Below are 14,159 nucleotides of genomic sequence, written 5' to 3' on the forward strand. Positions count from 1 at the left end.
GTCCAGCGCGTTCGTCCGTGCTGCGGCGCTCTTACAATTTTGGTTTTGTGAAGATCGCTTCGGACAAGGCGCAAATGATAGCCATGATCACGCGCCATTTACATCGCGCATTAGCGTGACGGCATCAATTCACATGCCGATGCTTAATCCTCGTCCTCGCCCAAGATCAATACCATGGTTGAGCGCCAGTTCTGCCCCTAGCCTGCGGCCACTGTCGATGGAGATGCCAAGTTCTCGCTTGCGGCTGGCCAATATCGATTCCACCTGCGGATCGCGCTCGAGGGATGTCGCCATCGACCGCATGCTATCCTGATAGGTACGGCGCTTGTCATAATCGCCCTCCACATAGGCCCGCTCGGCAGCACGGGAGTAGCGGTTCCACCGCTCGACAAACCGATCGGCGCGGAGCTCCGGATTGGTCCGCACCTCCTTTTCGTGGAGAATAGCGACGCGCGCGGCCTCGGTGTCGCCGCGCGCTGCTGAGGCTGCGAGCGAGGGGTTGCGCGCATAGGCTGTCTCGGCATCGAGCGCAGCCTTGGGCCGCAGATCGTTCAGCCCCTTGCGCGCATCGGCCAGCTCCCGAGCTTCATCCGCTGACAGGTCGAGCCCCAGATCCTGCATGTTGTAGATCATCTGCACGGCGCGGGCGTGACGGGCAATGGCGCGATCCCGCACCTGTATCATATCCGGCTGCTGCTCAGGCCCCTCTGGAGGATCGGCGCCGAGCCTTTTTCCTCCCGGAGCAGCGATCGACCTGCCAGCCGCTGCCTGCCGCTCCGGATCGCTCGCCTGTGTGTAGTCGGACACCATATCCTTGCCCCGCTCGCGGCTGAGCGTGCGGACCAGCCTGCCCTGATCGGCAAAGTCATCCTGGCCATAGTGGAGATCGACCGTGCCGCGATGCCGGGACAGCGCGACATAGGCGGCATGACGATCCAGCCCTGGTGTCGCGAGCACATGCACCCTGTCCACCGTCATGCCCTGCGCCTTATGGATGGTGGCGGCATAGCCATGATCGATCGCGGCATAGTCCTTGAGGTCGAACGCCACCCTCCGGCCGTCATCCCGCATCACCGCCATGCGGGCCTGGCTGACGCTTTGCACCGTCGCCAGCGTGCCGTTCTTGACACCCAGGCTGCGTTCATTTTGCAAGAACATGACCCGGTCACCTGCGGCAAAGCTGCGTGTCCCCCGCTCGACGGTGAGCTCGATCTCCTCGCCCAGCGCGCCAGCACCCTGCAGCCGCTCGCGCGCCGCTTCGTTGAGCGCCCGCACCTCGTCATTGGTGTGGGTGAGGATGATGCGGCTGGCTTGCGGGTCAATGCCGCGGTCCCTCTCCCAGCGATCGATCAGTTCCCGCCGTGCGTCGTCCCGCGTCTCGGCCGCATGGACATGCCCCGCTTTGTCATAGGCGTCGATCGCCTCTGCCGTGCGCCCGGTGGCAAGCGCCCGTGTCGCCTCCCGCTGCCATTCCTCGCTCTGGCGGCGGAGGGTGCCGATCTCAACGCTGCCATGCCGCTCGGCCACCGAGCGGAACGCAGCCCCCGCCTCGATCGCCTGCAGCTGTTCGGGATCGCCGACCAGTACGACCTTCGCGCCGCGCTTTTCCGCTTCCCTGATTACCCGCTCCATCTGCCGCGTGCCGATCATCCCGGCCTCGTCGATCACGAGAATGGACCTGTCGGTCAGCAGCTCACGGTCTTGCGCCCATTGATGCTCGAGGCTGGCGATGGTGCGCGACGCAATGCCAGAGCCGCCCTCGAGATTTTCAGCAGCAATGCCCGAGAGCGTTGCGCCATACACCTCGTAGCCCGCATGCTCCCAGGCTTCACGCGCAACGCCTAGCATCGCGCTCTTGCCGGTGCCGGCATATTCCTCGCCCGCGGTGATCGTCAACCAGGCGGGCGGCACCATCACCGCAGGATCCGGGTTCGAAGCCATTGCCCTCTCCAGGGGCGGTACGATCAGCAATGCCGGCACCATCAACGGCAATGTCAATCTTGCCTATTCGCCCTACAGCGGTCCCAACTATGCCAGCGGCGCCTATGTGGACCGGGGCGGCACGCTGAACGGCGACCTGTTATTCGGGGCGGGTGACGATATCCTGGTCACCACCGGCGATACGCTGGGCATAACCGGCACGATCGATGCGGGTGAGGGCATGGACAGCTTCGTTCGCGCTTATGCGGCGAGCCAGACCGTCGATCTTGCCGCTCTCCCGGCCCTTCCCACCGGGTTTGAACGGCAGGGCATCGGCGCTTTGGGCAGCGGCACGGTGGTGACGCTGACGGCCGATGGCGCGTTCCGCCAGCCCCTCATCCTTGTCGGCGACGGCACGATCGTCAATCTGGCCAATATCAGCGCGGACACGGGCGCACCTGAAAGGCTGCTGACGCTCGGCACATCGGCTGACCCGCTCAATCTGGCTGGCGCAGGACCGACCTTGCGCTTCATCAATCGCGGCACGATCGGTGACGGCATCAGCGGCTATGCTGCCGGCTTCGAAAATGAAGGCGTGATCGCCAACAGCCTCAACGGCACGACAGCTGTTCTGCTGACCGCCAGCGGGGATGACAGCTTTGCCTTCCGCAACAGCGGCACCATCAGCTCCGCCGACAATGACCCCTATTTCTACTACACGCCCGGCGTCGCCATCTCGGGCGCCACGGGCACCCAGCTGATCGGCGCGGCCATGATCGCCAATAGCGGCACGATCGATGGCGGCGTGTCGCTATCGCTGAATGCAAAGGATTTCAGCTTCAGCAATGATGGCAGCATCAACCGCGACAATGCGGTCTCGCCGTCCGTCGCGCTATCGCTTGGCCAAGGCTATTATTATGACGGCACCGACATCAATGCCGACCGCGCGACCATCATCAACAGCGGCGCTTTGGGCAACGGCATGGTCGCCGATGTGGCGGCAAAGGCGCTGACCTTCACCAACAGCGGTACGCTTGGTTCCTCCCTCTATGGGATCGCCCTGGGCCTCGCCCAATCGCCCCATCAGACCGGCGGCACGACGCAGGGCCTCTACGGCGCGATCGACCAGGAAAGCTTCTCCTTCGCCAATAGCGGAACGATCGACGGGTCGGCCTATCTTGGTTCCAATTCTGCGGCGACGTCGGGGACCAACAGCGGAACGATCAACCGCCTGTCCGTCGAAGGCAGCAGCCTTGGTAATCAGTCGATCGCCATCGCCAATAGCGGGCGGATCGGCACCGACGCTCTGGGCGCTTCTGCCCTGTCGATCAGCAGCATCGCGCATTCAGCCGAACAACAGCTGACCGGCTTCGATCCGGCGTCAGGACCGGTCGCAGGCGGACCTACGACGACAGTGACCCTCACCAACAGCGGTGTCCTGAGCGCCGATGGCGGGGCCAGCTATCGTCCGGCGAGCCCTCCGCCCTTCCCCTGGTATCCCTCGACGCCGGAAAGCCTCGCTTCGCTCACCGCGCTCCGCATCGACGCCACGAGCGGCGGCCTTTCCTCCATCAAGGTGGCGAACGAGGCGGGTGCCATGATGTCCGCCATCGGCGCGACCCGGAACGCGGCCGACCCGCAAAATCCGGTGGTGGCCGGTCTTGAGGCTATCGGGTCGACGGCCTTTGTCGGTTCGGCAAACCAGATCAGCCTGATCAATGCCGGGACGATCCGGGGGCTTGAGGGCGGAATCGTGCCTAATACGCTGGCAAATGGTCTTTCCGGCCAGTTCATGGCCGGCGCTATCCAGACCTTCAACTCCGCCGACACGGTCACCAACTTGGCCACTGGCGTCATCACAGGATCGGTCGATCTCGGCGCTCGCGATGACCAGATGACCAATTACGGCACCATCAACGGTAATGTGTATCTGGGCGATGGCAATGACCGCTTCACCCATGGCCTTGGCGCAACGCTGAACGGGATTTTCGACGGTGGCGTGGGCACCGATGCGCTGATCATCGATATCACAGGCGGCGGCCTACTGAGCCAATCGACCTTCGACAAATTCATCAGCTTCGAAAGCCAATCGATCACCGGCAACGGCACGATCACGACCGACGGACCGCTCAACATCGACAGCCTGGTTCTGCGCGACGCGCAGCTGACGCTGGGCGAAGGGCAGACGCTGGCAACGGCGAGTGGGACCAGCATCGTCTTTGCCGAAGGCACCAACAGCCTCACCAACCTTGGCACCATCATGGGCGGGCTGAGCTTCGCAGGTGGCACGAACAGCTTCGTCAATCTGGGCAGCATCGCCGGACCAGTGACGCTGGGCAGCGGCAGCAACAGCTTCACCATCGGCGCGGGGTCCTCGGTGAGCGGCCCGGTCACCGCCGATGGCAGCGACGACCTGCTGATCCTGGCGACGGGCGGCACCGACGCCGCGCCCCAGGAACTGCGCCTTGCCGGGTTTACCGGGTTCGAACGTACCCGGCAGGATAGCGGAACGTTGGCCCTGTCGGGCGACTTCACCACCGGCGCGCTGACGATCGCGGGCGGCCGCCTAATCGGCCGCACCGGATCGGTGATCAACGCGGGTTCCATCCTCGTAAACCAAGGCGCGACCTTCGGCAGCGCAGGCACGGTCAACAGCAATATCGCGGTCCGGGGCACGCTCTCTCCCGGCTCCTCGCCGGGGACGATGATCGTCAACGGCAATGTCGCGCTGGCGGGCAGCTCGACGACCCTGTTCGAGATGACGCCGACGGTCAGCGACGCACTGGTCGTCAACGGAAGCTTGAACATCGCGCCAGGGGCCACGCTGCGCATCACTGGCAATCGCCCGCTTACCCCGGGCGTCACCTATGAGTTGATCACCACCACCAGCGGCATCGTCGGCAGCTTCACCACGATCGACAAGGCGTCGAGCGTCGTGGGCTTTGTCCGGCAAGGCAACCGCAGCATCGACCTTCTGGGCCAGTTCGTGCTCGGAAGCGGAGCCAGCGGGCAGGTTGCGCAGACGGTCGATTATCTGAACGGCCTGCTGATCGCTGGCACCCCCACCAGCGGCATCCTAGCCGCCGCGCCATCCCTGCTGCTGGCCGACGGTTCGGTCAATCAGGCCGCGGTCGCACGCCTCAATGGCGAAGCCTATGCCTCCGCCTCACAGATCGGGATCGAAAATGGCCTCGCCATCGCGGCGGCGCTCCGCACTGCCTCGGCCAGCATGCAGGGGGATGAGGCGGGCCTCTTCACCTTCGGCCAGGCGCTGGGAGGCTGGCGTCGCCTGGCCGGCGAGGCATCGCTTGGCACATCGCGCGCCAATGTCTCCACCTATGGCGCGCTCGGGGGGATCGGTTTTGGCAATGAGGACGCCTCGCTTGGCGCCTATGTCGGCTATATCGACGCACGGCAGCAGATCGGCGCGCTTGCGGCCCAGACGGAGGCTGATGGCATGCTGGCGGGCGTCATCGCGCAGGGTGCCGCAGCCGGTTTCCAGATCGCCGCATCCTTGAGCTATGACGCGAGCAAGGCTGACACCGATCGCACCCTTTTCGGCGGCGGCAAGGTCAGCAGCCACTATCGCCTGCGCAGCTGGACGGCTGACCTGTCCCTCGGCCATGCCTTCGCCTTGGATCAGAATTGGACCATCGCGCCCGAGATCGGCGTCACCCACATCTCCTCCCGCCGCGGTGGCGCGAACGAGAGCGGAGACGCAGTCTGGGCTATCGACGTCGAAGCACGCCGCACCAAAGCGACCTTCCTGCGCGGTGCGCTGGAACTGCGTGGTTCGGTCGACGCCCAGATCAGCCCTTGGATTTCCGCTGGGGTGCTGCATCAGCTAAGCGGAAGGAAGACCTTTGCCACTGCCGCCTATACAGGCGTATCCAATGGCCTGACTGTCGCAGGCGTCGACCGCAGCGAAACTCTCGCAACGATCGGCGCGGGGGCGAGCTTGCGTGTTTCGGCTGCCGCCAACCTTTTTGTCGGTGCCAGCAGTGAATTTGGGGCTGAGAGCAGCAGGCAGAACGCGACAGTGGGATACAGGCTTCGCTTCTAGAGCGCGTAAGCGCAATTGCTAGACATCAACAACAGAGGGGCGGCGACAATTCATCAAATACCAGGGTGTGGAAGTGCGCCATAGCTTGCAGCAATACTGAGGTTGGGCCAGATAGTTCGTGTATCCGAGCGCTTCGCGGGACTGCGTTTTGGTGTTGACGTATGCCGTGTAATAATGGCAGGGGCTGGACCTGCGGGCGGGTATAGCTCAATGGTAGAGCACTAGCCTTCCAAGCTTGTGATGCGGGTTCGATCCCCGCTACCCGCTCCAGCACTTCCGCCAATCATAGCGATTTGGTCTCAGCGCGTTTGTTTCAGATGAGCACAGGACAAGCACGCCGATCTTGTGGATCTACTTCCCCACCAACGAGCCTGCTACCTATCTGAGAGAACGGAACTCCTACGTCCCCCGCTTGGTCTTGCGCACTCTAGCTCATCGCGCCAAGAATCATAATAGCCGCGACGACTCCCAAGGCGAACGCCAGAAACTTGAAATCTGGCCTATACGGACCTTGGCCCATCATCGCCCTTCATCCCGTAGCACATCGATAATCAGCCGCCAAACATTTGCCGCGTCGTCCTCGGTTGCCATTTCTGTCCCGCCCGCGTTCATAGCGCGCAGAATTTCAGCCCCGCCTTCCTTCATCATCCTGCTCGGCTCCTGGAGGGCGTCAGCCACCGTGATCGCCTGCAGCAGATAGCTCTGCCACATCGGTGCGCCCTCGAACTTTATGTTCTCGGGGCGCCCCTCTAGTTTGCAGAGGGCGCGGGCTGCTCGTTCGATCGGTCTCATAGTTGAAGGGTCGCGCCTGCAAGCGAGCCAGTCAAGGTCGCCAGGAAGTAGCTCGCTCGAAAAGCGGGCAAGCAGCGGCACAATGCTGCGCACGCGTCATCTATCTGAACATCACGTGCGCGGCATTCACGTTCATTTCGTCGCACGTGCGATTTCTGCCAGCCGCCCAGAGACGCGCCGCGTGAAAGCGTTCTCTGGGCCGCTTCGTAAGCTCACAGCCCCTCCGACGTCCTGTTAGAGGTCAGGTGTCCACATGTATTCCTGCGGCTGTAGGCGAAAGATCGAGGGGTCTGCATGAATTACGATACGCCCGTTCCCCCAGGGAGATGACCCTGAGTGCGGACGACGGCCCAGACTGTGGCCGGTTGACGCGATAGCTTGCGAAGCTGCCCGGTCTAATCTAGGCACGACGCCGCGCAACGATGCGTCATCTCACAATGACCGATGAACTGGATTCTTTCGTGACTCTGAAAAACACTGCGCCCGCCATTTTCTCGCATTACTCTCATTTTTCCAGATCATTCCGTCTGGCGAGCGCTGTCACGGCCATTTGCACCATGTCGGCATGCACCAACTTCAACGGTGCTGATGGCCCATCCACGCGCGCGATCAACAATGTCGACAGGGCAACCCATGCACACGCCGATCTCGGCATTCAAATGATCGACATGACCAGCGAGGTTGCGCGACAAGTGGCTGCGGCTGGGGAAGACACTACTTTTGAGGAAACATTCGGAAATGGATCGCCCGTGGGTACGGTTATCGGACGTGGCGATGTGGTGAATGTTTCGATCTGGGAAGCGCCGCCGGCCACACTTTTCGGTTCCAGCCGACCGACGATTGCAGCCTTAGCGTCTTCCTCGCCCGATACGTCACAATCCTTCGACCTTTCTGACCAGATGGTCGATCTTGACGGTCGGATCGAGGTTCCGTTCGCCGGGTCAATCATAGCCGCCGGACGCACGCCCAACAAGGTTGCAGCCGAAATCGTGTCCCGCTTGGCCGGCAAGGCGCACAAACCACAAGTCATCGTCCGCATTACGCGTAATTCCGCTGCGACCGCGACCATCGTAGGTGATGTGAATCAAAGCATGCGCCTACCGCTGTCCGCCCATGGCGAACGCATCCTCGATGCTCTGGCTTCCGCAGGGGGCACGAAGCAACCGACAAGCAAGATCACCCTGCGATTGTCGCGCGGCGACAGTAATGACTCTATGGCGCTTGACGATGTCATCCGCGACCCACGCCAGAACATCATCCTTCAGCCAGGCGATGTTATCACCGCCATGTATCAGCCGTTCAGCTTCACGGCGCTGGGTGCAACGGGCCGCAATGAGGAAATCGCCATCGAGGCGCAAGGCATCACCCTGTCTCAGGCGCTGGGTCGCATCGGTGGATTGCAGGACCAGCGCGCTAATCCGCAGGGCGTCTTCATATTCCGTTATGAAGATCGGAAGGCCTTGACCCCCGACGCCGCTCAAAATGCGCCTCAGACTGCGAACGGTAAGGTACCTGTCATTTATAAAGTGAATCTGCGTGATCCGGCTTCATTTTTTATCGCACAAAATTTCGCGATAAAGGATAAGGACCTTCTGTATGTCACAAATGCTCCGATCGCGGACCTACAGAAATTCACTGCCCTACTGTCCTCGATTATCTTCCCTGCCGTAAGTGTCGGCACTCTAACCCGATAAAGCAATGCAAATCGCGTTGTGTCTTTCCACCGCAAAGACTCTCCGGTCAAGAGATTGAGCAGAATGACTTCCACCTTAACAGAAACCAGCTTATTCTCTTCTGCCCCTTCCCCTATTTCCCTGCCGTGCACATCACAACAGCTTGTCATTCTGGTGGGAGGGAAGGGAACCCGGCTCGGTTCCCTTACACAGAATACGCCCAAGCCGCTAATGCCGATCGATGAACATCGAGTGTTTCTCGACTTTCTGCTGCATGGTGTGCTGCGACAGGGTTTCCGCCATGTCCTTTTGATTGCCGGCCATCTTGGCGATCAGGTTGCCCACCGCTATGCGTACCGTCGCATCTTGGGCGCAGACATCGACGTGATGATCGAGCCGGAGCCGATGGGTACGGCAGGTGCGTTGGCGTTCGCAAAACAGGCGCTCGCGGACCGCTTCATCCTGATGAACGGCGACACGATCTTCGACACGAATATCCGTGCGGTCGATGCTTTGTTGTCGAACACGCCTGATGCGGTCTGCTCGATGGGGCTGCGCGAGATAGAGGATGTCAGCCGATATGGCGCGGTCGATATCGATGACGACGGCCTTGTGCTCCGCTTTCAGGAAAAAAATGCGGATGCAGCGCGAAAAAGCGGCGTCATCAACGCAGGGATTTATGCTTTGCGCAGGTCGGTGCTCGATTTAATTCCTGATAGGCCAACATCGCTGGAGCAGGATGTGCTGCCCGTGCTGGCCGACCGCGGCCACATCGTGGGCGTCGCCTCCAGTGGATATTTCCTCGACATCGGTCTGCCTGAGACATTGCAGAAGGCGCAGAAAGAACTGCCCAATCGTCCTCGCCCAGTCATTTTCTTCGACCGGGACGGCGTGCTCAACATCGACCATGGATACACCCACTCCCCCGACCAATGGGAGTGGGTGCCGGGCGCGATTGATGCGATCAAGGCCGCTAATGATGCCGGGATCGCGGTGGTCGTCGTGACCAATCAGGCCGGTGTGGCGCGGGGCTATTATGGCGAACCGGACATCTGGAGCCTTCACCATCATATCCAGCTGCAACTAAACCTGCGCGGCGCGTTCATCGACCAGTTCTACTACTGCCCAGATCATCCCGACGCAGTAGTGGATTCCTATCGCGCGCCCGCACCGCTGGGCCGTAAGCCATCCCCCGCCATGCTCTTACGCGCTATCAGGCAACTCCGACTGGATGCCAACAGAGCCATTTTCGTCGGAGACCAGCAGAGCGATATGGATGCCGCAGCGGCAATAGGCATCCCCGGCCTACTTTTTCAGGGCGGCCGACTGGACAATTTTCTTTTCAGCAGCCCCGCATGGGCCAGCCTGATTTTCTAACTCACCACCCACTGCAGCCAAGTTTGCCAGGAGGTTACCTTTGCCTGCCTTCAATACGAAAGTACCTGAAATTCGGACCATTGGGGATGCCCAGCATCACGCCAAAGACTGGCTATTCAATCATGCCGCGCCGCTATGGGGAACGGTCGGCGTCTGCTCCGACGGACAATTTGCGGAACGCCTAACCTTGTCAGGCGAGTTTGTCGATATGCCGCGCCGAACGATGGTCCAAGCTCGGCAAATCTATAGCTTCATTGCTGCAGGCGAACTGGGATGGGCCGGCCCGTGGAAAGTGCTGGTAGAAAAAGCGATGACTTTGCTGCTCGAACGCGGACTTCAGGACGGCAGCCTGTTCGTCCACCAGTTTGACGAAACAGGTAATGTAATTGATCCGCGCCTTGACTTGTACGATCATGCCTTTGGCTTGTTCGCGCTCGCACATGCAGGCCGTGCCCTGGGTCGTCCGGACTATTTCGCTATCGCGAACAAGGTTATGGACCGGATGGACACCGAATGGCGCCGCCCAGAAGGCGGATTCTGGGAAGGTCAGATCACCCCCTGCCCGCCCTACCGCCAGAACCCGCATATGCATATGTTCGAAGCCGCCTATGCGCTTCATGAAGCGACGGGCGGCGAACGTTGGCAGACGTTGATGCGCGACCTGTTGAGCCTATTCCAAAGCAAATTCCAGAACGCGCGGACCGGCGCAGTTACGGAATATTTCGACATCAACTGGGACGCTCTGGAGGATTCTACCGGCTCCATCGTCGAACCGGGTCATTGCATGGAATGGGCATGGCTTTTTGAAACCGCGTTCAGCGACCTGTCCGGGGTTCCAGTCGCGACCAAGCTGACCAATTTCGCTCGCGGGTACGGCATCTGCCCGGATCGGGGCGTAGCAATCAACGAAGTCTCGCTCGACGGGTCAATCATCGACGGTAATGCCCGCCTATGGCCGCAGACCGAACGATTGAAGGCTGCGGTTGCCCGTTATCGCCGTTTGAAAACGGAGGAGGAAGCCGAGGAGGTGGTCGCCGCCTATCGTGGTCTGGTGCCCTATTTCCAGACGCCGTGCCCGGGCACTTGGTATGACCGTTGGATGGCCGACGGCAGCTGGATGCAGCAAGATGCGCCCGCCAGTTCCTTCTATCACATTACCTGCGGGCTGAAGGAACTCATGTCCTGCTCCTCTGAACTATAAGCAAAAAGAGATAGCTCATGATCATCGTTCGTTCCCCCATGCGCGTTTCTTTTTTCGGAGGCGGCACCGATCACCCAACATGGTTCCGCACTGGCGAGTCGGCGTCGGTTCTTTCAACTACGATCGACAAGTACCTCTATGTTACGCTGCGCAAGCTGCCCAGGGTGTTCGACTTCAACTACCGTGTATCCTGGCGGATTATCGAGGAAACGAGGTCGATTTCCGAAATCCAACATCCGATTGTTAAGGCCGTTCTGAACAATTACGGTGAAGAGCATAACTGGGGTTACGAAGTCCTGTACAATGCCGACCTTCCGGCCCAGTCGGGCCTCGGGTCGAGTTCAGCCTTCACTGTTGCGATGCTGAAGGCCTATCTGGGCAATCACGGCAAAATCGGTTCGAAGCATTTCTTCGCGCGCGAAGCCATCCGCATCGAGCAGGATCTGCTGAAAGAACCAGTCGGATCGCAGGATCAGATCGCGGCGGCCTATGGCGGCTTGAACCAGATCCGTTTCTTCGCCGACAGCAGCTTTTTCGTCGAACCCGTGCTGATTTCGCCCGAACGCAAGCGCACTCTAAACGAAAATTTGGTGATGTTCTTCACCGGCTTCACCCGTTCAGCAAGCAAGATCGAAGGTGAGAAAATCAAAGAAATTAACAACAAGACCGAAGAACTGCGTGCCATACACGACATGGTAATCGAAGGTCGCGAAATTCTGGAAGACAGCAGCCGTGACCTCAATGATTTCGGCTGCCTGTTGCATGAAGCCTGGATGCGCAAGCGTGCGCTGTCCAGCAACGTGTCGAACGGCGCCCTTGACCAAGCCTATGACGCAGCACTTGAGGCGGGAGCAATCGGCGGCAAGCTGCTCGGCGCGGGTGGAGGGGGCTTCTTACTCTTCTACGTCGAACCACATAATCGGCAGGCCGTTATTGACCGTCTGAAGCCCATGGTCGATATGTCATTCGGCTTTGAAAATAGTGGCGCCTCGGTCGTGCTGTACAATCCCGATCTCGAAACCAACTATGATGCGTCATCGCGGCATGCTTAGCGCATACCTTCAGCCTACAAGGGAAGCCAATGACTGTAATTGAGAAGAAATCCAGAATTCTAGTGACCGGTGGCCGAGGGCTGGTCGGTCAGGCGCTGCAGACGCGCCTGCAACGTATGGACGTGGAAGTCTTCGCGCCGGGGAGCAACGAATATGACCTAACATCGACCGAACAGGCAGACGCCATGTTCGACCGCTTCCGTCCCGACCTCGTGTTTCACATGGCTGCCCGCGTCTATGGCATTATGGGCAACATGAATAACAAGGGATTGTCGATCTATGACAATGTCATGATCAACACAAACGTCGTCGAAGGCAGCCGCAAGGTTGGCGTGCGCAAGATCGTTGCCATGGGTTCGGGCTGCGTCTACCCTTACCCGCCACCGTCTGAACATCTGACAGAAGACATGATCTTTCAGGGTGCGCCACACCATTCAGAAGATTCTTACGCTCATTCCAAGCGCCTGCTCTACTCCATGCTAGAAGCCTATAAGGCGCAATATGGCATGGATTATGTCTTCGTGATCTCCGGCAATCTATTCGGTCCGCACGACAGTTTCGATATCGAAAACGGCCATGTGACCCCGTCGCTGGTGCACAAATTCTACATGGCGGCCAAGAATGGTACGAAGATCAAGCCTTGGGGCACCGGGAAGGCCCGCCGCGACTTCACCTTCAGCTCCGACGTCGCGGAAGCGCTGGTTACCATGATGGACGGTGGCCAGGGCGCGATGAACATGGGTTCGGGTAATGTGCATGCTATCCGCGAAATCATCGAAGCGCTGGCGGAGATTTCCGGCATAGGCATGGGCCAGGTCGAATTTGACACTAGCAAGCCGGACGGTCAGGAATACCGCTATTACGACGTAAGCAAACTGTTCGACCTGGGCTTCCGCCCAAAGGTGAGCCTACACGAAGGACTGAAGAAAACCTATGATTGGTTTTCCCACAACTATCAAAGTGCTCGCAAGTGATTTCTGACATACATGATTACGGATCAGGAGAATTTCGTGTCCACTAAAAAGACATGCCTTATCACCGGTATCACCGGAATGGTTGGCTCTCACCTGCTCGATTTCCTATTGGCAAACACCGATTGGGAAATATACGGTCTTAGCCGGTGGCGCAGCCCGATGGACAATCTTCAGCACCATATCTCACGGATCAACAACAAGGACCGCGTCCAACTAATCCATGGCGATCTGCGCGACAGCCTGTCACTGGATCATGCAGTGCGCCAGGCCAAGCCGGACTATGTCTTCCATCTGGCCGCCCAGAGTTTTCCCAAGACCAGTTTCGATGCTCCGCTCGAAACCTATGACACGAACATACAGGGCACCGAACGCCTGCTGGCTGCGCTGCGCAAGTACAGCCCCGAAGCGGTGATCCACGTCTGCGCTTCGTCGGAAGTGTTCGGCCGCGTACCAAGGGAAAAGCTACCGATCAACGAAGAATGTACGTTCCACCCGGCTTCACCCTATGCAATTTCGAAGGTCGGCACCGACCTGATCGGCCGTTACTACGCCGAAGCGTTTGACATGACCGTCATGACCACCCGCATGTTCACGCACACCGGTCCGCGCCGCGGCGACGTGTTCGCTGAATCGACCTTCGCCAAGCAGATTGCGCTGATCGAACAGAACCGCATCCCGCCGGTGGTTAAGGTCGGCAACCTGGATTCGCTGCGTACCTGGGCGGACGTTCGTGACGCTGTTCGCGCTTATTACATGATGGTTACGATAAACCCCACCCCGGGTGCCTACTATAATATCGGCGGCACCCACATCTGTTCGGTCAAGGACATGCTCGACACGCTGCTGTCTTATTCGACAGTCAAGAACATCCATGTTGAAATGGACCCCGAGCGCCTGCGTCCGATCGACGCCGACCTTCAGGTTCCCGATACGACCAAGTTCGAAAGTCACACGGGCTGGAAACCAGAAATCTCGTTCGAAACAACCATGCGCGACCTGCTAGATTATTGGCGCCAGCGCGTATCGACTCAGGGCGACTTCTTGACCCGCTAAGCCGTTTCGCGCCGCCGGTGCACAGGCGGCGGCGCGAAGCTCATGATCACGAAG

Annotated in this window: 9 protein-coding genes and 1 tRNA gene; 8 read left to right on the top strand and 2 right to left on the bottom strand. The window is 59.8% G+C overall.

All coding sequences use genetic code 11. The features are described from left to right. Nucleotides 1–129: 129 nt before the first annotated feature. A complete protein-coding gene (locus tag NCHOL11_RS09540; protein WP_369680236.1) occupies nt 130–1,941 on the bottom strand; it encodes an AAA family ATPase in 1,812 nt (603 codons plus the stop codon). Here NCHOL11_RS09540 and NCHOL11_RS18790 point away from each other — a divergent pair. Then, a complete protein-coding gene (locus NCHOL11_RS18790) occupies nt 1,862–5,983 on the top strand; it encodes an autotransporter domain-containing protein (RefSeq protein ID WP_369680237.1) in 4,122 nt (1,373 codons plus the stop codon). The genes NCHOL11_RS09540 and NCHOL11_RS18790 overlap by 80 nt on opposite strands. 196 nt (nt 5,984–6,179) lie before the next feature. After that, a tRNA-Gly gene (locus NCHOL11_RS09550) sits at nt 6,180–6,253 on the top strand. 249 nt (nt 6,254–6,502) lie between these two features. Here the strand turns inward: NCHOL11_RS09550 and NCHOL11_RS09555 are convergent. Continuing rightward, complete coding sequence (locus tag NCHOL11_RS09555) at nt 6,503–6,868, bottom strand: hypothetical protein (RefSeq protein WP_217991053.1); 366 nt, start codon at nt 6,866–6,868, stop codon at nt 6,503–6,505. Between the two features lie 344 nt (nt 6,869–7,212). Between NCHOL11_RS09555 and NCHOL11_RS09560 the strand changes: the two genes are divergently transcribed. From NCHOL11_RS09560 to NCHOL11_RS09585, 6 genes are all read left to right on the top strand, one after another. Beyond that, on the top strand, nt 7,213–8,469 hold the full coding sequence (locus NCHOL11_RS09560) for a polysaccharide biosynthesis/export family protein (RefSeq protein WP_097092099.1): 1,257 nt from the start codon (nt 7,213–7,215) through the stop codon (nt 8,467–8,469). A gap of 63 nt (nt 8,470–8,532) precedes the next feature. Continuing rightward, on the top strand, nt 8,533–9,825 hold the full coding sequence (locus NCHOL11_RS09565; protein WP_097092100.1) for an HAD-IIIA family hydrolase: 1,293 nt from the start codon (nt 8,533–8,535) through the stop codon (nt 9,823–9,825). Nucleotides 9,826–10,012: 187 nt separating this feature from the next. Next, nucleotides 10,013–11,026, top strand: a complete 1,014-nt coding sequence (locus NCHOL11_RS09570; RefSeq protein ID WP_255254806.1) for an AGE family epimerase/isomerase — start codon at nt 10,013–10,015, stop codon at nt 11,024–11,026. Nucleotides 11,027–11,043: 17 nt separating this feature from the next. After that, nucleotides 11,044–12,078 carry a GHMP family kinase ATP-binding protein gene (locus NCHOL11_RS09575; protein WP_097092102.1) on the top strand — a complete coding sequence of 345 codons (1,035 nt, stop codon included), beginning with the start codon at nt 11,044–11,046 and terminating at the stop codon, nt 12,076–12,078. Between the two features lie 29 nt (nt 12,079–12,107). Further along, nucleotides 12,108–13,052, top strand: coding sequence for a GDP-L-fucose synthase family protein (locus NCHOL11_RS09580; RefSeq protein WP_097092103.1), 945 nt, complete (start codon nt 12,108–12,110; stop codon nt 13,050–13,052). Between the two features lie 36 nt (nt 13,053–13,088). After that, nucleotides 13,089–14,105 (top strand): GDP-mannose 4,6-dehydratase, encoded by a 1,017-nt coding sequence (locus tag NCHOL11_RS09585; protein ID WP_255254756.1) that lies wholly within the window; start codon nt 13,089–13,091, stop codon nt 14,103–14,105. The last annotated feature ends 54 nt before the right edge of the window (nt 14,106–14,159 follow it).

The sequence above is a fragment of the Novosphingobium sp. Chol11 genome (assembly GCF_900218065.1).
GTDB classification, from domain to species: Bacteria; Pseudomonadota; Alphaproteobacteria; order Sphingomonadales; family Sphingomonadaceae; genus Sphingobium; species Sphingobium agri.